Source organism: Pseudomonas sp. GV047, assembly GCF_003058245.1.
Lineage (GTDB): Bacteria > Pseudomonadota > Gammaproteobacteria > Pseudomonadales > Pseudomonadaceae > Aquipseudomonas > Aquipseudomonas marginalis.
Window position 1 is genome coordinate 34,597 of sequence record NZ_QCWA01000020.1, and the last position, 21,793, is coordinate 56,389.

Annotated in this window: 21 protein-coding genes and 4 tRNA genes; 9 read left to right on the forward strand and 16 right to left on the reverse strand. The window is 58.6% G+C overall.

Going from position 1 to position 21,793, the window contains the following annotated elements:
• Positions 1 to 24: 24 nt before the first annotated feature.
• Positions 25 to 741: a 4'-phosphopantetheinyl transferase gene (locus C8K58_RS30565; RefSeq protein WP_027607792.1), complete on the forward strand. Its 717-nt coding sequence runs from the start codon at positions 25 to 27 to the stop codon at positions 739 to 741.
• Positions 742 to 751: 10 nt separating this feature from the next.
• Here the strand turns inward: C8K58_RS30565 and C8K58_RS30570 are convergent, their stop codons facing one another.
• Positions 752 to 2,362, reverse strand: a complete 1,611-nt coding sequence (locus C8K58_RS30570; protein ID WP_027607791.1) for an ATP-binding protein — start codon at positions 2,360 to 2,362, stop codon at positions 752 to 754.
• Positions 2,359 to 3,084, reverse strand: coding sequence for a response regulator (locus C8K58_RS30575; RefSeq protein WP_027607790.1), 726 nt, complete (start codon positions 3,082 to 3,084; stop codon positions 2,359 to 2,361). The genes C8K58_RS30570 and C8K58_RS30575 overlap by 4 nt, the downstream gene beginning before the upstream one ends.
• 736 nt (positions 3,085 to 3,820) lie before the next feature.
• On the opposite strand from C8K58_RS30575, the gene C8K58_RS30580 reads away from it, so the two are divergent.
• Positions 3,821 to 6,715 carry a ribonucleoside-diphosphate reductase subunit alpha gene (locus C8K58_RS30580; RefSeq protein WP_027607789.1) on the forward strand — a complete coding sequence of 965 codons (2,895 nt, stop codon included), beginning with the start codon at positions 3,821 to 3,823 and terminating at the stop codon, positions 6,713 to 6,715.
• Between the two features lie 115 nt (positions 6,716 to 6,830).
• Here C8K58_RS30580 and C8K58_RS30585 read toward each other — a convergent pair whose 3' ends face one another.
• The 7 genes from C8K58_RS30585 to C8K58_RS30615 all read right to left on the reverse strand — a co-directional run bounded on the left by C8K58_RS30585 (position 6,831) and on the right by C8K58_RS30615 (position 13,075).
• Positions 6,831 to 7,811 carry a hypothetical protein gene (locus C8K58_RS30585; RefSeq protein ID WP_223841624.1) on the reverse strand — a complete coding sequence of 327 codons (981 nt, stop codon included), beginning with the start codon at positions 7,809 to 7,811 and terminating at the stop codon, positions 6,831 to 6,833.
• A 223-nt stretch (positions 7,812 to 8,034) separates the two neighbouring features.
• The gene (gene flgE / locus C8K58_RS30590; RefSeq protein WP_092359502.1) at positions 8,035 to 9,339 is read right to left on the reverse strand and encodes a flagellar hook protein FlgE; all 1,305 of its coding nucleotides are present in this window, start codon (positions 9,337 to 9,339) and stop codon (positions 8,035 to 8,037) included.
• Between the two features lie 31 nt (positions 9,340 to 9,370).
• Positions 9,371 to 10,096, reverse strand: a complete 726-nt coding sequence (gene flgD / locus C8K58_RS30595; protein ID WP_065939080.1) for a flagellar hook assembly protein FlgD — start codon at positions 10,094 to 10,096, stop codon at positions 9,371 to 9,373.
• A gap of 16 nt (positions 10,097 to 10,112) precedes the next feature.
• Entirely contained in the window at positions 10,113 to 10,556 is a 444-nt protein-coding gene (flgC, locus tag C8K58_RS30600) for a flagellar basal body rod protein FlgC (protein WP_024076985.1), read from the reverse strand.
• A gap of 3 nt (positions 10,557 to 10,559) precedes the next feature.
• A complete protein-coding gene (flgB, locus tag C8K58_RS30605; protein WP_017529461.1) occupies positions 10,560 to 10,967 on the reverse strand; it encodes a flagellar basal body rod protein FlgB in 408 nt (135 codons plus the stop codon).
• A gap of 306 nt (positions 10,968 to 11,273) precedes the next feature.
• Positions 11,274 to 12,101, reverse strand: a complete 828-nt coding sequence (gene cheR / locus C8K58_RS30610) for a protein-glutamate O-methyltransferase CheR (protein ID WP_027607785.1) — start codon at positions 12,099 to 12,101, stop codon at positions 11,274 to 11,276.
• A gap of 41 nt (positions 12,102 to 12,142) precedes the next feature.
• Positions 12,143 to 13,075: a chemotaxis protein CheV gene (locus C8K58_RS30615; RefSeq protein ID WP_027607784.1), complete on the reverse strand. Its 933-nt coding sequence runs from the start codon at positions 13,073 to 13,075 to the stop codon at positions 12,143 to 12,145.
• A 92-nt stretch (positions 13,076 to 13,167) separates the two neighbouring features.
• On the opposite strand from C8K58_RS30615, the gene flgA reads away from it, so the two are divergent.
• The 4 genes from flgA to C8K58_RS30635 all read left to right on the forward strand — a co-directional run bounded on the left by flgA (position 13,168) and on the right by C8K58_RS30635 (position 15,762).
• On the forward strand, positions 13,168 to 13,932 hold the full coding sequence (flgA, locus tag C8K58_RS30620; RefSeq protein WP_108574843.1) for a flagellar basal body P-ring formation chaperone FlgA: 765 nt from the start codon (positions 13,168 to 13,170) through the stop codon (positions 13,930 to 13,932).
• Positions 13,933 to 14,073: 141 nt separating this feature from the next.
• The gene (gene flgM / locus C8K58_RS30625) at positions 14,074 to 14,397 is read left to right on the forward strand and encodes a flagellar biosynthesis anti-sigma factor FlgM (protein WP_065939081.1); all 324 of its coding nucleotides are present in this window, start codon (positions 14,074 to 14,076) and stop codon (positions 14,395 to 14,397) included.
• Positions 14,398 to 14,445: 48 nt separating this feature from the next.
• Positions 14,446 to 14,916: a flagella synthesis protein FlgN gene (locus C8K58_RS30630; protein ID WP_027607781.1), complete on the forward strand. Its 471-nt coding sequence runs from the start codon at positions 14,446 to 14,448 to the stop codon at positions 14,914 to 14,916.
• 96 nt (positions 14,917 to 15,012) lie between these two features.
• Positions 15,013 to 15,762 carry a flagellar brake protein gene (locus C8K58_RS30635; protein WP_027607780.1) on the forward strand — a complete coding sequence of 250 codons (750 nt, stop codon included), beginning with the start codon at positions 15,013 to 15,015 and terminating at the stop codon, positions 15,760 to 15,762.
• A gap of 59 nt (positions 15,763 to 15,821) precedes the next feature.
• Here C8K58_RS30635 and C8K58_RS30640 read toward each other — a convergent pair whose 3' ends face one another.
• Together C8K58_RS30640 and C8K58_RS30645 are read right to left on the reverse strand one after the other, a co-directional pair.
• Positions 15,822 to 17,204 carry an MFS transporter gene (locus tag C8K58_RS30640; RefSeq protein WP_108574844.1) on the reverse strand — a complete coding sequence of 461 codons (1,383 nt, stop codon included), beginning with the start codon at positions 17,202 to 17,204 and terminating at the stop codon, positions 15,822 to 15,824.
• Positions 17,205 to 17,492: 288 nt separating this feature from the next.
• Positions 17,493 to 17,569: transfer RNA gene (locus C8K58_RS30645), tRNA-Arg, on the reverse strand.
• A 326-nt stretch (positions 17,570 to 17,895) separates the two neighbouring features.
• Here C8K58_RS30645 and C8K58_RS30655 point away from each other — a divergent pair.
• From C8K58_RS30655 to C8K58_RS30665, 3 genes are all read left to right on the forward strand, one after another.
• Positions 17,896 to 18,126 carry a hypothetical protein gene (locus C8K58_RS30655; protein WP_027607778.1) on the forward strand — a complete coding sequence of 77 codons (231 nt, stop codon included), beginning with the start codon at positions 17,896 to 17,898 and terminating at the stop codon, positions 18,124 to 18,126.
• A gap of 11 nt (positions 18,127 to 18,137) precedes the next feature.
• A complete protein-coding gene (locus C8K58_RS30660; RefSeq protein WP_027607777.1) occupies positions 18,138 to 18,317 on the forward strand; it encodes a PA3371 family protein in 180 nt (59 codons plus the stop codon).
• 398 nt (positions 18,318 to 18,715) lie between these two features.
• On the forward strand, positions 18,716 to 19,042 hold the full coding sequence (locus C8K58_RS30665) for an Arc family DNA-binding protein (RefSeq protein WP_003193592.1): 327 nt from the start codon (positions 18,716 to 18,718) through the stop codon (positions 19,040 to 19,042).
• Between the two features lie 106 nt (positions 19,043 to 19,148).
• On the opposite strand, the gene mgtE is transcribed toward C8K58_RS30665, so the two are convergent.
• The 5 genes from mgtE to csrA all read right to left on the reverse strand — a co-directional run bounded on the left by mgtE (position 19,149) and on the right by csrA (position 21,667).
• On the reverse strand, positions 19,149 to 20,591 hold the full coding sequence (gene mgtE / locus C8K58_RS30670; RefSeq protein WP_065926188.1) for a magnesium transporter: 1,443 nt from the start codon (positions 20,589 to 20,591) through the stop codon (positions 19,149 to 19,151).
• Positions 20,592 to 20,931: 340 nt separating this feature from the next.
• Positions 20,932 to 21,008, reverse strand: a tRNA-Arg gene (locus C8K58_RS30675).
• Between the two features lie 72 nt (positions 21,009 to 21,080).
• Positions 21,081 to 21,157, reverse strand: a tRNA-Arg gene (locus C8K58_RS30680).
• A 108-nt stretch (positions 21,158 to 21,265) separates the two neighbouring features.
• A tRNA-Ser gene (locus C8K58_RS30685) sits at positions 21,266 to 21,356 on the reverse strand.
• 77 nt (positions 21,357 to 21,433) lie between these two features.
• Complete coding sequence (gene csrA / locus C8K58_RS30690; protein ID WP_051429402.1) at positions 21,434 to 21,667, reverse strand: carbon storage regulator CsrA; 234 nt, start codon at positions 21,665 to 21,667, stop codon at positions 21,434 to 21,436.
• Between the last annotated feature and the right edge of the window lie 126 nt (positions 21,668 to 21,793).

Genomic DNA, 21,793 nt, shown 5'->3' on the forward strand with positions numbered 1-21,793 from the left:
CTCCAACTCGGCAAAATACCGCCCATGACCCCCCTACCCGCTTGCTGCACCCCACTCGACGCCCATTGGCCGCTGCCCGCCCCCTTGCCGGGCACGGTGTTTCTCAGCACCCGGTTCGATCCTGCATTGCTGGCACCCGGCGACTTCCAGCATTGCGCCGTGCCGCCACCGGCGAGTATCCAGCGTTCGGTGGCCAAGCGTCAGGCCGAGTTTCTCGCCGGTCGCCTGTGCGCGCGCGCGGCCCTGCAACGGCTCGATCAGATCAACTGCATCCCGGCGATCGGCGAAGACCGCGCACCAGTGTGGCCCGCCCATATCAGCGGCTCCATCACCCACAGCACCGGGCATGCCGCCGCGATTGTCGGGCACAAGGCGCAATGGCGCGGGTTGGGGATGGACCTGGAAAACCTGCTGAGCCTGGAACGGGCGGAGCGCCTGGCCGGGGAGATTCTGACGGCGCAAGAGCTGCAGCGTATGGCCGACCTGCCGCGAGAGCAGATCGCCTTGCTGGTGACGCTGACGTTTTCGGTCAAGGAGAGTTTGTTCAAGGCGCTCTACCCGATCGTGCAGAAGCGCTTTTATTTTGAACATGCCGAGGTGGTGGAGTGGTCAGAGGCCGGGCATGTGCGCTTGCGCTTACTCACAGACCTGTCCAGCGAGTGGTGCCACGGCAAGGAACTTACCGCGCAGTTTGCGGTGAATGAGGGGCAGTTGTTGAGCCTGGCTGCCATCGGCGCTTGATAGACCGACATCAGGGTTTGTCTTGATCCCTTGGCCAACTCAGGCTGAAACACGCACCGCCCAGGTTGTTGCTCTTGCTGATCAATGCTCGCCCGCCGTGCCAATAAATGATGCGCCGCACAATCGACAACCCCAGGCCATGCCCGCCCGAGGCGCGGGTGCGGCTGTCGTCCAGGCGCAGGAACGGCGTGAAGATACGCTCCCAGGCGCTTTCCGGCACACCGGGCCCGTCGTCCTCTACATCAATGCGACAGCGCACCTGGCCCACCTGATAACTGATCAGCACCTGGCCCTGGGCGTGGCGCATGGCGTTGCTCACCAGGTTTTGCAGGGCGCGGTGCAAGTAGCGCGGCTCGGCATCGACCCAAGCGTCGTCCCAATGTGCCGACGACAGGCAAATCCCCCTGGCCACGCTCACCTGCGGGCGCAGTGGCGATAATTCGCCGATCACCTGGTCAAGTAGCGCATCGAGGTCGACCCGCTGGAAAATCAACGCCGGCGCACCCTGCTCCAGCCTTGCGTAGGTGAGCATTTCATCCACCAGGCCGTCGAGGTCCTGGATATCACTGTCCATGCCTTCCAGGTACTTGCGCCGGGCTTCAGGCGTGGCGGCGTCGCCGATCATCTCCAGGCCGAAGCGCAGGCGTGCCACCGGTGTGCGCAATTCATGGGACACCGCGCGCACCAGTTCACGCTGGATCGCCAGCAGTTGCTGCAGGTGCTCGGCCATGCCATTAAAGGCCGCCGCCAGGCGCCCCACCGAGTCGGCACCCCGGGCCGGCACACGCACCTCGAGATTGCCTTTGGCGATGCGCGTGGCGGCGGCTTCCAGGCCTCGGAGCCGGCGCTCAAGCTGACGCACCAATAGATAGACAATCAGGCCGATCAGGGTCAGGCCGATCAACGCGATCAGGACCAGCCATTGCGCCGGATACGGGTTCATCTGATACAGCGGGCCAAGCTCCAGCACCCAGGGCGTGCCGACCATGCCGGCAAACACGCGGATCGAATCGCCGCCCTTGCCCAGGGCCATGACCGTATCGCCCTCCGATACGCGGCGGCGCTGGTCGTCGTCCATATCGGCCTGATCCAGGGTCATCAGGTGCATTTCGAAACCAAAGCCCTTGGCTTCCTTTATATCCGCCAGCCGTTGCGGCTGCTCGGCCACGGGGAAACGCACCAGTTCATCGGCCAGCAGGTAAATGGTCGCGCGGGCCAGTTGCTCGCTGATCTGCTGCACCTCCCCCGTCAAAACCCACTGTTCCTTATCGCTGACCAGGCGCAGCACCCGGGCGGCGTGGGGGCCGGTCTGTTCCACCAACACCTGGCCGCGTTGCAGGCGGGTTCGCTGGCTGAGGTCCAGTTGGGCATCGGTAAGGCTGCGCAATTCCAGGGGGATGCCGAGCAAACGTTCCCACACGGCCAGGGCGCGCTGGCGTTCGATGGCGCTCATGGGCTGCAGGTTATCGCCCATCAAGGCGAAGGTGCCATGGGCCAGGCGCTCGCGGTATTGGCCGCTGCGCACCTCGTTGAGCAGGTGCAGGGCCAGCACGCCGAGCAGTGCCACCAGAATCAGCGCCGCGCACATGCCGCCATAGATTCGCAGGAAGATCGAGTTCACAACGGCATATCGGCAGCGGCTTCAGGGACGAACAGATAGCCTTTGCTGCGGATGGTCTTGATCAGCCGTGGGTGGATCGGGTCATCGCCGATTTTCGGGCGAATCCGTGAGATGCGCACATCAATGGAGCGGTCCTGGCCGTCATAGCCGATGCCGCGCAGGGCGATAAAGATTTCTTCGCGGGACAGGATGCGCCCGGCATTCGCCACCAGCAGCCACAGCAGGTCGAACTCGGCACTGGTCAACTCGATACCTTCACCCTGCAGCCAGGCTTCGCGCAGGGCGTTGTCCACCAGCAGCGGGCCGAATTGCAGGCGGCGCTGGCTTTCCACGCTGGTGGGTTCCGCCGGCTCACTGCGGCGCAACAGGGCCTGGATACGCGCGAGCAACAGGCGCGGGCGCACGGGTTTGCACACGTAGTCGTCGGCGCCCATGTCCAGGCCGAGCACCTGGTCCATGTCGTCGGTGCGGGCGGTGAGCATCAGGATCACGCCGTCGTAGCGTTCGCGCACTTTGCGGCAAATGCTCAGGCCGTCTTCGCCGGGCAGCATCAGGTCGAGAATCACCAGGTCCGGCTGCTCGGCGATGATCCGCGCCGCAGCCAGGGCGCCATCACCTTCCACAGAAACCCGCAGGCCGTTGCTCTCCAGGTAATCGCGGGTCAACTCGGCGAGTCGCTCGTCGTCCTCGACGATCAGGATGTGCCAGGCTTCTTGCTCCACGGGTGATCCTCGTTGTTATAAAGGGATGCGTTGGCCGAGCAGGCCACACCTTATTTGTAATGTTTTGAGGGCATAACAGAGGCCGATTGTAGCCATGCCCAAGCCCTCTCGCACAAGCCGGGAAATCCATTCGGTGATCGCGCTTTTCTGTGATAGGGTTCGCGCCCTCAAAAATCCAACCGGCTGTTTTCAACTTGGAATATTCAGTGACAAACGGCCTAATCCAGCAGTGCTGCGGCCTACACGGGTGTTCCACGTTTCATACACATTTTACCCACAACGTTATCCACAGGTAGTGCGTTGCTAAGCCCCCCAAAACGCATTATCTTGTAGCTCGGCGCAAAAAAAACCCTACATGTAGGGTTTTCAGCGAAAAGACCCAACACAAATCAGACAAGAAACTCAAGCCCTTTCTTGCTTCTGTTGGGTCTAATCCAAGCATTTTTTGAAAGCCCAAACCGCTCAAGCGGATGGCAGCCGTTTTCCAGCTCCAACAGCGGAAAACGGTACGGGTGTTGCAGTGCTTGAACCTGGCAACTGTCACCCACCAGGAATACGGCCAAGGGCGTTTGAGCCCCGAACCGAAGACTTCGGCATGGAAGCGGCGCGTTCAGCTCCCTTCCTCCTGTCCCGAAGTTGTTATGCCAGGCCCAGGCCTGCTGTAAGTGCTTCAGGACGGAACGGTGGGCACCGTGATGGTGCCCAAATAAATATAGAAATGTGGAGACAACCCCCCATGCAAACCGACACAACTCGCGAGAACCCGCAAGGCTCCGTGCCGCAGGCCGCCGATTCGACTATGGATCTGTCCGCCACTGCACCTGGCCAATTGCGCGTGATCAAGCGTAACGGCACTGTCGTTCCTTACACCGATGACAAAATCACCGTCGCCATCACCAAAGCGTTTCTTGCAGTTGAAGGCGGCACCGCTGCTGCCTCGTCGCGCATCCACGACACCGTTGCCCGCCTGACCGAACAGGTCACCGCGACCTTCAAGCGTCGCATGCCGTCGGGCGGCACCATCCACATCGAAGAAATCCAGGACCAGGTCGAACTGGCCCTGATGCGTGCCGGCGAGCAGAAAGTGGCCCGCGACTACGTGATCTACCGCGATTCGCGCGCCAAGGAACGTGCCGTCCGCACCCCGGCCGAAGAAGCCGCCGTGCAAGCGCACCCGTCGATCCGCATCACCCTGGCCGACGGCAGCTTCGCGCCGCTGGACCTGGGCCGCCTGAATACCATCATCACCGAGGCCTGCGAAGGCCTGGAAGAAGTCGACGGTGACCTGATCCAGCGCGAAACCCTGAAGAACCTGTACGACGGTGTGGCCCTGACCGACGTCAACACCGCCCTGGTGATGACCGCCCGTACCCTGGTTGAACGCGAGCCGAACTACTCGTTCGTGACCGCGCGCCTGCTGATGGACACCCTGCGTGCCGAAGGCCTGGGTTTCCTGGGCGTGGCCGACAGCGCCACCCACCACGAAATGGCCGACCTGTACGCCAAGGCGCTGCCTGCCTATATCGCCAAGGGTATCGAATTCGAATTGCTGAACCCGGTCCTGGCCACCTTCGACCTGGAAAAACTCGGCAAGGCGATCAACCACGAGCGCGACCAGCAGTTCACTTACCTGGGCCTGCAAACCCTGTACGACCGTTACTTCATCCACAAGGACGGGATCCGCTTCGAACTGCCGCAAGTGTTCTTCATGCGCGTGGCCATGGGCCTGGCGATCGAAGAGAAGCACAAGGAAGACCGTGCGATCGAGTTCTACAACCTGCTGTCGTCCTTCGACTACATGTCGTCCACTCCGACCCTGTTCAACGCCGGTACCCTGCGTCCACAGCTGTCGAGCTGCTACCTGACCACCGTGCCGGATGACCTGTCGGGCATCTACCACGCGATCCACGACAACGCCATGTTGTCCAAATTCGCCGGTGGCCTGGGCAACGACTGGACACCAGTGCGCGCACTGGGTTCGTACATCAAGGGCACCAACGGCAAGTCCCAGGGCGTCGTACCCTTCCTGAAAGTCGTGAACGACACCGCCGTAGCGGTTAACCAGGGTGGCAAGCGCAAAGGCGCTGTGTGTGCCTACCTGGAAACCTGGCACATGGACATTGAAGAGTTCATCGAGCTGCGCAAGAACACCGGTGATGACCGTCGTCGTACCCACGACATGAACACCGCCAACTGGATCCCTGACCTGTTCATGAAGCGCGTCTTCGATGACGGCAAGTGGACCCTGTTCTCGCCATCCGAAGTACCGGACCTGCACGACCTGACCGGCAAGGCCTTCGAAGAGCGCTACGAGTACTACGAAGCCCTCACCGAATACCCAGGCAAGGTCAAGCTGTTCAAGACCATCCAGGCCAAAGACCTGTGGCGCAAAATGCTGTCGATGCTGTTCGAAACCGGCCACCCATGGCTGACCTTCAAGGACCCGTGCAACCTGCGCAGCCCGCAGCAGCACGTGGGCGTGGTCCACAGCTCGAACCTGTGCACCGAGATCACCTTGAACACCAACAAGGACGAGATCGCCGTTTGCAACCTGGGCTCGATCAACCTGCCGAACCACATCGTCAACGGCAAGTTGGACACCGCCAAGCTGGAACGCACCGTCAACACCGCCGTACGCATGCTCGATAACGTGATCGACATCAACTACTACTCGGTGCCACAGGCGCAGAACTCCAACTTCAAGCACCGTCCGGTCGGCCTCGGCATCATGGGCTTCCAGGACGCACTGTACCTGCAGCACATTCCCTACGGTTCGGACGCTGCGGTCGAGTTCGCCGACAAGTCCATGGAAGCGGTCAGCTACTACGCGATCCAGGCTTCCTGCGACCTGGCCGACGAGCGCGGCGCCTACGAGACATTCCAGGGTTCGCTGTGGTCCAAGGGCATCCTGCCGCTGGATTCGCAACAGATCCTGATCGAACAGCGTGGCCAGAAGTACATCGACGTTGACCTGAACGAATCCCTGGACTGGGCGCCGGTACGTGCCCGTGTGCAGAAAGGCATCCGTAACTCCAACATCATGGCCATCGCACCGACCGCGACCATCGCCAACATCACTGGCGTATCGCAGTCGATCGAACCGACCTACCAGAACCTGTATGTGAAATCGAACCTGTCGGGCGAATTCACCGTGATCAACCCGTATCTGGTCCGCGACCTGAAAGCCCGCGGCCTGTGGGACTCGGTCATGATCAACGACCTGAAGTACTACGACGGTTCCGTGCAGCAGATCGAACGCATCCCGCAGGAACTCAAAGAGCTCTACGCGACCGCCTTCGAAGTGGACACCAAGTGGATCGTCGACGCCGCCAGCCGTCGCCAGAAGTGGATCGACCAGGCTCAGTCCCTGAACCTGTACATCGCCGGCGCATCGGGCAAGAAGCTCGACGTGACCTACCGCATGGCCTGGTACCGTGGCCTGAAAACCACTTACTACCTCCGTGCCCTGGCCGCGACCAGCACCGAGAAGTCGACCATCAACACCGGTAAGCTGAACGCTGTGTCCAGCGGTAACCACGGTGATGATTCGGTGCTCGCCGCCCCGGCCGGCCCGGCGCCAGTGCCAAAGGCCTGCGCGATCGACGAGCCGGATTGCGAAGCTTGTCAATAAGCTGAGCGGTTCCCGGGCTTGAACGCCCGGAACTGAAAAAGCCCGATAGACCCCGACTGTATAGGGTTTATCGGGCTTTTTTCGTTTTCCGGCAAGGCGTTTGCCACTCCAACCTCTAGAGAAATGTGTATGCAATACCCGCTTTGGGATGACCGCCACGGGTCCCCCACATCTCCACCAGCCCGCCAATCACAGCCATTGAATGGCCGTCATAGGCCACGATCCCCAACCTGCCATTCGCGAGTTCACTGCTCGTAGAAGGCCTGTAGAGCCCCCTCAACCCCAGACGATCCAAGGCCTCATGGGCCGCCTCGCCGTTGTTCATGCTTTCCAACGCATCGGCATAGCTCCTTTTTGATTTATTGATATCGTCGTCGATACCATTACCCTCCATTTCAATGCGCTTGCCGCTCACGGCAAACATGAAAATGGCGTCGGCCAGCATCTCCGGATCGGTCCCTTTAAACTTAGACGCAAGGGCAGCCTGCCTTAACTCGTCCTTGGTTAAATGAAGCTCAAATCCATCCCGCATCTTCACGTAATAGCCATCGTCCGTTTCTTTCACCTCCTTGAAGACATCGGTGGGTTTCTGGCCAAACTGCATCATTGCAGCCTTTATCGCTGAAACGGTGACGCAATTGCCATCAGGCCCCTGGCTGAATCCACTCCAAATATCATTGGGTTTCTTGCCAGGGTTGGATCGATCCGGTCGATAGTTAAAATAATTCGCCCCACTCAAAATGGGCTTGTTGCTCATTTTCTCGCCAAACCCATATACCCTGCCGCTTGAAGGTCCACCGCCAGCCGCACCTCCTCCTACTCCTAGACCCCCAGCAAGCCTTGGACCGAGCAACGGCTGAAGAAGCTGGCGAAACTGCGGGGACTCCGAGCCCGCAGCCAGCTCGCCAAGTATGTTTTTGAATTGTTCAGCACCCAGTTCCTCGCGAAGATCGTTCAGCTTATCGCGCAAGTCCTGAGCCAATTGTTTTTTTGAGCCTTGCTCTGCGTAAAACAGCTGGTTGAGCAACTGCTTGACCGCCGACCCGCCAGCCACGGGCTGAGTGCGAGTCGATGCTCCTGAAGCGATACCGGGCACGAATGTTACGTGCCCAGCGCCTGACACGGACACTATTGAACTGCACATCTTCACCTCTCCATAGATTGATGAGCCTGCAGGCCCTAGACCAATCAGTGGCAAGGTAGGAATGGAGTGTTCCTCTCCATACATTTCAACGCGTAACCTGCCGCGTCTAGAGGTATTTTCCCACATCCACAAAAAAGCCCCTCTTACGAGGGGCTTCTTGTGGAGCACTACCGCATCAGGTCATCTGAATGATGGTCTGCATGATGGTGCTCTGGGTGGAAATGGTCTTGGCGTTCGCCTGGTAGTTGCTCTGGGCCTTGATCAGGTCCACCAGTTCGTTGGTCAGGTTGACGTTGGAGTTCTCCAGGGAGTTGGCCACGATCGAACCCAGGGTGCCGGATTGCGGGGAGTCATAACCTGGCTGGCCCGAAGCGAAGGTTTCTCTCCAGGTGGTGCCGCCCGATGGCTGCAAGCCTTGCTCGTTGTTGAAGCTGGCCAGGGATATCTGGCCGATGGCCTTGCTCTGCTGGTTGCTGAACGTGGCGAACATTACGCCATTGCCGTCGATTTTCAGGCCGGTGATCTGGCCAGTGGCGTAACCGTCGGTGGTCGGCGGGTTGCGGTAACTGGCGGAGTTGTACTGGGTGATATTGGCCATGTTGACGGCAATGTTTGGCGCTGTAGCCTTGTTAGGCGTCCATACGCCATTGGTCACCGAGCCCGGGATCCAGCCGGTGAGCGTCAGGGTCGTGCCGGACACGCCTGCTGTGGTGATATCCGTCAGTTTACCGGCACCGTCAAAGCTCAATACCGACGGCACGGGAGCAGTGGTACCCGTCGTTGTAGGCTTGGAACCATCCAGGTTACGGCCATCGATCAGCGTGTAGGCGCTCCACTTGTTGGCGTCGGTTTTCACCATGTACTGCACCATCTCGTGGGAGTTGCCCTGGGAGTCGTACAGGGTGGTGCTGTACTGGGTGGTGAAAGTGGTGGTGTCAGTCGGGTCGAACGGCTTGGTGGTCTGGTTGATCACCGGCTCCGACGAGTTCAGGTTACTGGTGGAGTCCACTTTGGTGGACGCCTTCGGTGGCAGGTACGACAGGTTCAATTGCAGGTCGGTCAAGCCGCCTTTGATGATCTTGCCGTCGTCATCTGCCGCGTAGCCCTGCAGGCGCGAGGTACCGGTGTTGTTGGTGATGTAGCCGTCTTTGTCGGCACGGAAGGCACCGCTACGGGTGTATTCCAGCGAGCCATCGCTGCCCTTCTGCACGAAGAAGCCACCGCCCTGGATCGCCATGTCCAGCACGCCGCCGCTGTTGTTGACGTCACCCTGGGTGAACTGCTGGGACACCGCTGCCAGGTTCACACCGTTGCCGATGCTGTTCTGGCCGGTGCCCAGTTTGGACGCGGCGTAGATATCCGCGAACTCCGCACGGGACGACTTGAAGCCAGTGGTCGCAACGTTGGCGATGTTGTTGCCGGTTACGTCCAGTTGTTTGTTGGCCGCATAGAGGCCGCTAAGGCCGATATTAAAAGACATGTTTCTCTCCCTCTGCCGTATTTAGCCGGCTCTATGTACCGATAGTCTGAATTTGCGACAGCTTGACGCTGCCCATGCCACCTGCAAGGTTCAGCAGCATTTCGCCGCCGGTCTTGCTCAACGTCACACTGGTCACCGTTGCCGGCAACGAAGTCGCCATGGCCACCGATTCACCCTTGTCGTTCTTGGTCGTCGCCGCGAAGGTGTAGGTGCCGGCTGGGGCGACCTCGCCCTTGTCGTTCTTGCCATCCCAGATGAAGTCGGACGAACCCGCGCTTTGGGCACCCATATCGATAGTGCGCACCACGTTGCCGTCTTTATCGGAGATCTTGATCGAGACGTTGCCCGTCGCCGCAGTCACCGCCACCGAACCGGTCATGCTCTTGCTCGTGTCTACCAAGGCCTTGTTGGTCTGGGTAATGATCGAGCGCCCCACCAGCGACGAAGCCTGCAACGCCTGCGACGAGCTGAAGTTGCTGGAGATCGCATTGACCGAGTCGTTCAGGGTGTTGATGCCTTCCAGGCTGCTGAATTGCGCCAGCTGGGCCACGAACGCACCGTTGTCCTGAGGCGACAGCGGGTTCTGGTTTTTCAGTTGGGTCACCAGCAGTTGCAGGAACGCATCCTTGCCCAGGGACTGGCTGCCGGTCGCCGTCTTGGTAGCATCGGCGACGGTGGTGTTGTCGGTGGCGGTCTTGACCTTGGAGTTGAAAAGGTCCTGGACTGCCGTGTTGGTCGTGGTATCAACGATGGCCATTATTTGGCGCCCCTTATCACTGACCCAGGGTCAGGACCTTCTGCATCATGGTTTTGGCGGTGTTCATCATTTCCGCGTTGGTCTGGAACGAGCGGCTGGCGGAGATCATGTCTGCCATTTCCTCGACCACGTTGACGTTGGGGTAATAGACATAACCCTTTTCGTTCGCGGCAGGATGGTTCGGCTCGTAACGGGCCTCGAGGTTGCTCTGGTCTTCGACCACACCGAGGACCTGCACGCCCTGGCCGGCAGCATCCTGGTTCTGGAACAGCGAATCGCTGCCACCGCTCTGGCCACCCTGGAACATGGTGGCGAACACCGGGTGACGGGCGCGGTAGGTCTGGTCGATGCTCGAAGACACGGTCTCGGCGTTGGCGATGTTACTGGCGACGGTGTTCAAGCGCGTGGTCTGCGCGCTCATGCCACTGCCGGCAATATTGAAAACACTGGACAGGGACATGGCTTACTCTCCACGCAGGGCTGACATCAGCCCTTTGAATTTACTGTTGAGCAGGGTAAAGCTGGCCTGAAAGTTCACCGAGTTCTCGGCATAGGCCGATTGCTCCAGCTGGGCGTCGACGGTGTTCTGGTCGATCGACGGCTGCATCGGCGTGCGATACAGCAGCGACTCGTCACCACTGCTCAGGCCTTGTGCTTCGATATGACGGTTGTTGGTCATGTTCAAGGCGAAGGTGCCGTTCTTGGTCTTGTCCTGCTGTGCGGCGAGCACGGCGGAGAAATCCAGGTCCCGAGCCTTGTAGTTCGGGGTGTCGGCGTTGGCAATGTTGTTGGCCAGGACTTCGGCACGCTGGGCGCGAAAGCCCAGGGCTTGTTCGTGGATACCGAGCGCTTTATCGAAGCTGATGCTCATGGCGGAAACCTTTAGGCTGACCTGCTGTTAACAGGGTTATAGCAAGGCGCATGCCAATATCTGATACCCCCGTAAATCAAGGGGTTGCGAGGAGCTTGCCGGCGGCAATGCCAGAAAAGCGGCAACGGGTTTCCGCGTGGCGCCAGTAAAGCGGCAATGGGGAGTTGCCGCTTTCTTCAACTTTTTTGCCGCAGAAACAAATGTGGGAGGAGGCTTGCCCCCGATAGCGGCTGATCAGTTGATGTCTCTATCACTGATACACCGCTATCGGGAGCCAGCCCGCTCCCACATTATTATCAGGCCTGATTATTTGGCCTGGTAGATGATCCCAGGGCTGCATTGCACCATCTGGAAGTGATCCGGCAAACCATTGAGCGCCTCGGATGCACCGAGAAACAGGTAGCCGCCACGCTTGAGGGTGCCGTGGATGCGCAACAGGATGTCTTTCTTCACCTCGGCCGAGAAGTAGATCAGCACGTTGCGGCAGAACACCATGTCGAACTTGCCCAGGCTGGCGTAGCTGTCGAGCAGGTTGAACGAGCGAAACTCCACACGGTTCTTGATCGGCGCCTTGACCGCCCAACGCCCTGCCCCTTTAGGGTCGAAGTAACGTTGCAGGCGTTCCTGGGACAAGCCACGACCCAGGGCCAGGCTGTCGTACTCGCCGGTCTTGCAGTTGGTGAGCATGGTGCCGGACAGGTCGGTGGCGACAATCTGCGCCCCGGCTTTCAACTGGCCCATGTTGGTCCGCTCGAACTCATCGATGGACATCGAAATCGAGTACGGTTCCTGACCCGAAGAGCAGGCGGCCGACCAGATACGCAGGCGCTGGCCCGGGCTGGCCTTGATGGCCTCCGGCAGCACTTTGCTCTTGAGCACTTCAAAGGGGTAGGTATCGCGAAACCACAGGGTTTCGTTGGTGGTCATGGCATCGACCACCATCTCCTTGAGGCCACTGCGCGGCTGCCCCTGGATCCGCTGAACCAACTCGCCCAGGGACTTGATACCCTGCTGCTCCATCAGTTTGTTAAGACGGCTGGATACCAGGTATTGCTTGTTTTCACCGAGCAATATGCCACAGGCTTTTTCCAGGAAGACCCGGAACTGTTCAAAATCCAAATTACCCGTAGACACTGATACCGCCTCTAAAATCGTATGACCGCCAGGGGAAAACCCTAGCCGTGATCTGCTGCCTTGATCCGGTCGACTACCCGGGATGCCAGGTCATCAGGGCGGAATTTGGCCAGGAAGTCATCGGCACCGACTTTCTTGACCATCGCCTGATTGAATACGCCCGACAACGAAGTATGCAGGATGATATGCAGTTTTTGCATGCGTGGATCGCTGCGTATCTCAGCAGTGAGGGTATAGCCGTCCATTTCCGGCATCTCGATGTCAGAGATCATCATCAAGAATTCTTCTTCCGGCTTCTTACCTTCATCCACCAGCTTGCGCAGGTAATCCAACGCTTGGCGCCCGTCATTGAGGGCGACAACGTCCACGCCGACGGTTTGCAGGCAACGAGTCACCTGTTTGCGCGCTACCGAGGAGTCATCCACCGTCAGCACACGCAGCGAGACCGCCTTGTGCGCCGTTTCGGCGTCGACCACTCCCACGGAAATCGACTCCGAGGTGGGCGCCACTTCGGCGAGGATCTTCTCCACGTCGATGATCTCGACCAACTGGTTATCGACCCGCGTCACCGCCGTGAGGTAGTGATCGCGACCGGTGCCCTTGGGCGGCGGATGGATCTCTTCCCAGTTCATGTTGACGATGCGCTCCACCGAGCGCACCAGGAAACCCTGGGTCTTGGTGTTGTACTCGGTAATGATCACGAACGGGTTCTCGCGATCCTGCAGGCCGGCCGAACCGGTGGCCAGGGCCAGGTCAAGAATCGGGATAGTCGCACCACGAATATTCGCCACACCGCACACCACCGGACTGGACTTGGGCATGATCGTCAGCTTGGGACATTGCAGCACTTCCCGCACCTTGAATACGTTGATGCCATACAGCTGCTTGCCATCCAGGCGAAACAGCAGCAACTCCAGGCGATTCTGCCCTACCAGCTGTGTGCGCTGGTTTACTGAATCCATTACTCCTGCCATGCCATGACTCCTACGCTAAAACCTTTGGCTATACCTACAAGGGCGGCGCGCCCCAACACTAAAACGGCACGAGCTTTGCTATTTGTTCAATTATGGACATTACAACGACAGTTTCCCGACGCCTTCACCTGACACGGTTTTGCAGATTGCTCTGCGTACCGTTGGCGCTGCTTGCCTTCAGCCTGGGCACCACGGCCCGTGCAGAGAACGTCACCTTGCCTGATCTACTTATCGGCGTCACCCAAGGCTTTCTTGAGTTCACTGTAGAAGATTATCTGGCAACCACACAGACGCCGGGGCGTTATGAAATCCAGGTCAACCAGTTGGACCCGCGCCTGCGCATGCCGATGTGCGACAAGGAATTGACAGCAACCCTGGAAAGTCCCGCCCAACCCATCGGGCGCGTAACGGTCAAGGTACGCTGCGAAGGCGCCTCGCCCTGGACCGTGTTCGTACCGGCCCAGGTCAAATTGTTCCGTGATGTGGTGGTGGTTGCCCGCCCACTGAAGCGCACGGGCATCATCGATTTCGAGGACGTCGTACTGCGTGAGCGCGACATCAGCCAGATCAGCCAGGGCTACCTGACATCCCTGGACCAGGCCATCGGGCAGAGATTGACCCGACCAGTGGTCACCGATCAGGTGATTACCCTGGTGCACCTGGAACAGGCCGAGGTCATCCGCAAGGGCGACCAGGTGGTGATTTCCGCGAGCAGCGGCGGCTTGAATGTGAAAATGCCGGGCGAAGCGCTGTCCAACGGCGGCATGAGCGAACAGATTCGCGTCAAGAACCTCAACTCCAACCGCGTGATCAAGGCGCGGGTAACAGCCCCAGGGCAAGTCGAGGTCGCTTTATAGATTACTGGTACAGGACGCTGGGTTTTCCTACACTGTGCACGAGAAGCCCCGTGCGGAGATTTATTGTCATTCGCGCCTAAAGTTTGTCCGGGTATGGCCGAAAACATGGCAAGCGTCCAAATACCCAGAGGTTTTTTTATCATGGTCATCGATTTCAGCCGTTTGAATAACACCCCGACGACGTCAGGCACTACGCGCACCACCAGTCCCAAGGACAACGTAGAAGCCAAGGCCCCGGCGCTGCCCGCCAAGGCAGAACAGGCCAGCGCCAGCCAGAGCGGGGAATCCGTACACCTGAGCAATGAGGCTCAACAGTTGCAGAAGGTCACTGACTCGCTGCGCGACCAACCGGTAGTCAATAAAGCCCGCGTGGCCGAATTGAAACAGGCGATCGCCGATGGCAGCTATAAAGTCGACAGCAACCGTGTAGCCAGCAAGCTGCTTAACTTCGAAGCCGAGCGCTAGGCAAAGGCCTGCGCAGGGCTTTTGGACGCTTAAAACCCAAGGCCAGCCATGCATCACGACGAACATTTGCTTCAACTGATCATTGATGATCTAGCGCCGACGCAACAATTGCTCGAGCTGCTCAAAGAAGAATCACTGGCCCTCTATGGCCGGGACATGCCGCTGCTGGAAGAAATTCTGGCACGCAAGCAGTCGTTGATCGTCCTGCTGGAACAGCACGGCAAAAAACGCAGCCAGATCCTCATCAGCCTCGGCCTGCCGGCAGACCACGACGGCCTGGCGCAGTTGGCCAGCCACTCCTCGGTCGGCGATCAATTGCTGGCCCAGAGCAAAGAACTCAACCAATTGCTCGCCCAATGCCAGGAAGCCAACCTGCTTAACGGTCAGTCGATCCAGCTTCAGCAAGCCACGACCGCCAACCAGTTGCGTATACTCCACGGCGGAGAGCCTCCGGCACTCTATAACGCCCAGGGCTCCACCTCGCGCCTGGTCAAGCCAAGCACCCGCAGCCAAGCCTGACACCGGTTTACAGCGCGCCCTATCCAAGGCGCGCCACATGCTGGCAAAATGCCGGTTCTTGCGTGTAGTCGTATTTTGTCTGGAGATGGAAGAACCGTGTTCAACGCCCTTAATGCGGAAGATGCCCCGCAGCCACCCAAGGTCCTCACCACGCCTCTGGAAATCGCCGGCACCTTGCGGATGCTGCAAGACAGCCATGATCCGCTGATCATCACTTTCCATGAACGCAGCCAGCGCTTCCAGAGCTACCTGGTGGACGTCAACCGCGACAGCAACACGCTGGCGCTGGACGAAATGATCCCCCGTGACGGCGAGCGCCACCTCGAAAACGGCGAACCCTTTCGCATCGAAGGTTTCCATGATGGCGTACGCGTCGCCTGGGAAAGCAAAGGCACCCTGACCATCAGCGAAAAAGGCGGCCACCGTATCTATACCGGCAGCCTGCCGGATGAGGTGGTCTATCATCAGCGCCGCAATGCCTTCCGCGCCGCGTTGAAGCTGGCGCAACTGGTGAATATCGAGCTGGGCGGCGAGAAGCTTCAGCTGCCGGTCAACGGCAAACTGCTGGATATTTCCGCCACCGGCTGCAAATTGCGTTTTGAAGGCGATATTTCCGAGCGCCTGCAACTGGGCCAGGTCTACGACCGATTTATCGCAGCCCTGCCGTTTGGCAGCATGACCACCGCCGTCGAACTGCGATACCTGCACTTCGAAGAAAGGATCAACACGACCTTTGCCGGCGTGCGCTTCCACAACATGAGTGGTTTGGTGCAACGCCAGGTCGAGCGCTTTGTGTACCAACTGCAGCGTGAAGCACGACGGTTCGACAAAGACGACGATTTTTGATCCTTAACCATCGCAGCAAAAAAACGGGCAGACCCTTTGGGATCTGCCCGTTTTTGCTTTCAGGGGCGTGCCCTGCTCAATTCGTGAGGATGCTCGTCCGGCCCCAGGGGCTCAGGTGGGCCTTCGAAGGCGGGCTCATCCACCAGCGGCTCCGGATCGGCCTGCGGCTCGGGGTCGGGTACAGTCTGCATCTGCTCCTGCACCACCTGCTCGTCGACCCGCGGGTCCAGCGCCGCCACCAGCGGTGAACTCGACATACTGTCGGGCATTGCCACGTGATGCAGGGGGGCATCTTCCACCTGGTGCAGATTGGTCACCGCCTTAGGCCGGATCCGCCACACCAGGATCAGCGCGCACAGACTGAAAAACGCATACAGCATCTGGCTGCCGAACAGCTTCATCACCACACCCGCCAGCAACGGCCCGACGCTGGCGCCGATACCGTAGGTCACCAGCAGCATGGCCGTCAGCGATACCCGGCGATCCCCCTCCACATGGTCGTTTGAAAACGCCACCGCCAATGGATACAGGCAAAACTGCACGAGAGAACACAGGAAGCCCGCCACGAACAGCACCTCCAGCGGCACCTGGGTCATGATTGCCAACGGCAGTGCCGCCACCGCCAGGCATAAGGCGAAGCAGCGGATCAGCAGCGCGCGATCATAACGATCCGACAACCAGCCCAGGGGCCATTGCACCAGCAACCCGGCAAAAATGCAGCTACCCATGAACAGGCCCACCTGTTCGGTGCTCAACCCTTGCTGGGAGGCATACAGCGGCGCCAGGCCGTAGAACGAACCGACGATCAACCCCGCCCCCAACACCGTACTCAGCGACTGCGGCACACGCTTGATAAAGAAGCGCGGCTCCATCGGCGCAGGATGCAAGGCCGCCGGGTGAATGCGCCGGGTCATGGCCACCGGCACCAGGCACAGGGCGAAACACAGCGCCACCAGCATCAGCAGCTCAAGGCCAAGCTGGGGATGCATCACCAGTATCAACTGGCCCAATACCAGACCCAGGTAGGAGGCGATCATATAACCGCTGAACACTACGCCACGCTGCTTGGCATCGGCCTGCTCATTGAGCCAGCTCTCGATGACCATGTACTGGCACATCATCCCCAGGCCCACGATTATCCGCAGCACAATCCAGGCCGGCAGCCAATCGACCAGGCCATGACCCAGCACCGCCGCACCGACAATCCCGGCACAGGTGGCATAGGCACGGATATGCCCGACCCGGGCAATCAGGCGATGCCCGATCTTGCCGCCCAGTACCAGGCCAAAGTAGTTGGCCGCCATCAGTGCACCCACCCATAGGCTGTCGACATGGTCGGCCGCCAGGCGCAAGGCCAGGTAGGTACTGAGCAGGCCGGAGCCAATCAGCATCATCAAGGAGGCGAAATAAAGGGCTCGAAAAGATTTCCAGATCTGGCGCATCGGCGTTCCGAGCGGCTCCTTGCGGTGAGAGACAGGGCTATCGGCATGATAGTCCGGGGTGACCGGGTCCGGACAGGCAACATGCGCTGTTTCCGGGGATTATTTTGCTTAACAGCTCAGACGCTGTCGGATGGCGCGCAAGGTACATGGTTGCGACAAATACATCACAGCACCTGCTGTGAACCTTGATCGGCGGCAAGGTTCGACCTGCGTGCAAAAAGATCGAGCACGCACAAAAAAGCCCCGCCAGGAGGTTCTGTACGGGGCTTTCTCTATGGGCTACGAATCTGGTGTCCCAGGGCCGGTTCGAACGGCCAACCTTCCCCTTAGGAGGGGGATGCTCTATCCAATTGAGCTACTGGGACAAATGACAGCCATCAGGCCAAGGGCACTGCGACGGACGGCGTGCATGTTAACGGCCGAGGTGGGTTTTGTCATGTCGTCCGTGGGCTTTTTAAGTGTAGGCGGAGCATTGCCCGAGCAAATGCGGTTTCGCCCCGCGAATACGGGCATCTGGCCTGATCGTGCAAAATGCAACCACCCAAAATGCCAGCATTGCAAATTGCAATCCTTCACCCCCTCAAAGTAAACTCAAGCCATTGATTTTATTGAATTAATACATTGGCACGACACCTGCAACAGTTCTCCTGCAAACCCCATCCAGCCAAGGCATTAAACGGAGAACATGACCATGAACAGTGCCATTCTGTTAGCTCTCAACACCGTCGCCCTGGCTGCACTGGTGATGTTCCACTTTCAATCGACTGGCAGCAACGACCCCGCCCAGATCAGCCAGCAGGCAGTCCCCCACCACTTGCAACAACGTCCGCAACTGGCCGTGATGACACCGAATGCACAAGCGCCAGTACGCCTGACTCAAGGCACCCACGCCGCGCCGGCATCTGAACACTGGGTTTTTTAAGGACGCTGATCATGAGCAAATTTGCCTGGCTGTTCCTGAGCCTGACCATCGCCACTGGCCTTATGGGCCTGAGTGCAAGCTCCCAGGATGGGCAAACCAGCGCATTCGTCGCCGCCGGCGTTTTCGCAGGTCTGCTTCTGTTGACCCTCGTCGTGGGTCGCCGAATCAAATTTGACCCGGTTTTACGCTGACCCCTCCCTTCCCTGCGCTGCCCTCCCCCTACCTTATGTCGCCTCGTCCTAGTAAATCGGCAAATTGCCACTAGTCTTAAAACTAAGGGCAAAAGGCCACTTTGCTATAGGATGTGCGACCTCAAACCCTGTGGTGGCCTGGACTTACGGGAAGTTCCCTCGTGGAATCACTCATGGAAAAGTTTTCCAACCAGTCCGCAAAAATGCAAATGAGTGCTGGCATAAAGCCTCTAGGCAGTTCAATATTTGTCACAGAATTGACGCCAAGGAACTGGCAAATCTGAGGCATGATGCGGCCTCTTTGCAATTCGGGTTGAACTTTGGTCGTGAGTCTTGTCTTAACACTCATCTTGCGGCCAATTCCAATAACCGCTCCCCTGAACTAACCGGTTAAATATATGCGCCCATTGAAACAGGCAATTTATTCCAGCCGTACGGCTGACAAGTTCGTCGTACGTCTGCCAGACGGAATGCGGGAACGCATTGCCGAGGTGGCTCGCAATCATCACCGCAGCATGAACTCCGAAATCATCGCGCGCCTGGAGCAGAGCCTTATTCAGGAAGGTGCGCTGGGTGAAGAACTGAGCATGCGCCTGGACAGCCCCGAGCTGTCGCTGCACGAACGCGAACTGCTGCAGCGTTTTCGTCAGCTCTCCCACCGCCAGCAAAATGCCCTCGTCTCGCTTATCGCGCACGACGTAGAGGCGGCCGCAGAAGCCAATTGATCCGCCACTGAAAGCCGAAGCCAGCCCTGTGCTGGCTTTTTTTTGCCTGGGATTCACAGGGCTCGGCATTCTTATCACGTAGCAGAGGGCGCCCGCCCGAGACAGATCAGAGCAGGAAGATCGTCGCCAAACCGAGGAAGATGAAGAAGCCACCACTGTCGGTCATGGCCGTGATCATCACGCTGGCGCCCATGGCCGGGTCGCGCCCAAGGCGTGCCAGGGTCATGGGGATCAGCACCCCCATCAGGGCCGCCAGCAGCAGGTTGAGGGTCATGGCAGCGGTCATCACCACCCCCAGGGACCAACTGCCGTACAGCAAGTAGGCCACCACGCCAATCACCCCCCCCCACACCAGGCCGTTGATCAGGCCCACGGCCAACTCCTTGCGCAGCAGGCGCGAAGAGTTGGCGGTACTGACCTGGTCCAGCGCCATGGCGCGTACGATCATGGTGATGGTCTGGTTGCCCGAGTTACCACCAATGCCTGCCACAATCGGCATCAACGCTGCCAAGGCCACCAGCTTCTCGATGGAACCTTCGAACAGCCCGATCACACGGGAGGCGATAAACGCGGTAATCAGGTTAACGGCCAGCCAGGCCCAGCGGTTATGCAGGGAACGCCAGACTGACGCAAAAATATCTTCCTCTTCACGCAAACCCGCCATGTTGAGGACTTCGGTTTCACTCTCTTCACGAATCAAGTCGACGATTTCGTCGATGGTCAGACGGCCGATCAGCTTGCCGTTCTTGTCGACCACCGGGGCAGAGATCAAGTCGTAACGCTCAAAGGCCTGCGCTGCGTCGTAGGCATCCTCATCGGGGTGAAAGCTCACGGTATCGCTGGCCATCAGGTCAGCAACCTTTTTCTCCGGATCGTTGACCAACAGGCGCTTGATCGGCAGCACGCCCTTGAGAATGCCTTCATAGTCGACCACGAACAGTTTGTCGGTATGACTCGGCAGCTCTTTCAGCCGGCGCAGGTAACGCAAGACCACTTCCAGGCTGACGTCTTCGCGGATGGTGACCATCTCGAAGTCCATCAGTGCGCCGACCTGATCCTCGTCATAGGATAACGCGGAGCGCACGCGCTCACGCTGCTGGCCGTCAAGGGCCTCCATCAACTCATGGACAACATCACGCGGCAACTCTGGAGCCAGGTCGGCCAGTTCGTCAGCGTCCATCTCCCTGGCGGCCGCCAGGAGCTCGTGATCGTCCATGTCGGCGATCAGGGTTTCACGGACCGAGTCGGATACTTCGAGCAGGATATCGCCGTCGCGGTCGGCCTTGACCAACTGCCAGAGGGTCAGTCGATCATCCAGGGGCAAGGCTTCGAGAATGTAGGCAACGTCGGCGGAGTGCAGGTCATCGAGCTTGCGTTGCAACTCGACGAGGTTCTGGCGGTGGACCAGGTTTTCGACGAGGTCGTTATTCGGACCATCCTGGCGGTGCGTGAAATCTTCGACCACGCGCTGGCGCTGCAGCAGCTCGATGACTTGAGCCAGGCGATCCTGCAGGCTTTCCTGTGTTTTCTTTACTTCTACTTCGGTCATAGGCGAACTCCACTCCCAGCAGCGGGGCACGCCGGAAGGATCAATCAGTCAATTCATGATTGGTAAAACGGGGTACTGAGTAACTACTGGGTAAGTCCATGGAGGTATTCCATAAGCCCCGGCGGGGCTGACGGGCGCAATGATACACCGTGCGTCCGGTTTTAACGTCAAAAAACTGGAAAGAACAAGCGCTTGCGAGCCAAAGTTGAGTATTGGCCACACCTATTCAACTGCGACGCCATCACCGGAATGGAAAACACATAAGGAAGGAGAAAAAGATAAGGATCCACACAAACCCCAGACGGCAAAAAGCCCGCACTAGGCGGGCTTTTTGTTTGTATGGTGCACTCGACAGGATTCGAACCTGTGACCGCTCGGTTCGTAGCCGAGTACTCTATCCAGCTGAGCTACGAGTGCATATTGTGTTTTTAGACCAGATCACAACTGGTTGAAGCCGAGCTACCCGCATTGCTGCAACTAACTCTTAAATGGTGCACTCGACAGGATTCGAACCTGTGACCGCTCGGTTCGTAGCCGAGTACTCTATCCAGCTGAGCTACGAGTGCATTTGTTGCCGCGCATTATAGGCCGTTCAATCTCTATGTAAAGCTATTTTTTCGTTTAATTTCAACAACTTAACGAAAAAACCAGATTGCAACGTACTAAGCAAATAATGGCGGAGAACGGGGGATTCGAACCCCCGACACCCTTTTGAGGTGTACTCCCTTAGCAGGGGAGCGCCTTCGGCCACTCGGCCAGCTCTCCGCAACACGGGGCGTATATTAACCACGTTCATCCCCGTTTGCAAACATAAAAAACGATAAAAATTAAAGGCTTGGTTCTCAGTCCTTTTCCTCGTCCTTCTGTTCGTCGTTTTGCGCGTCCTGATCTTTACCCTTCTCTCTGTCCTTCTCTTTACTGATCCGCAAGAAGATTTCCTCGCGATGGACCGCCACCTCTTTCGGAGCGTTAACCCCGATACGCACTTGATTGCCTTTGACGCCGAGCACGGTCACGGTGATTTCGCCATCACCGATAATCAGGCTTTCTGCGCACCGACGAGTCAGAATCAGCATACCTTTCTCCTCACGCATTTCATTTCAGGAACAACAGTCTGCAAAAAAAAGGCGTTCGACCTACGACTCGAGAGCCATAGCCCTAACGGCCTAAGTATTGTCGAGCGCACGCAAAAGACCATGCGC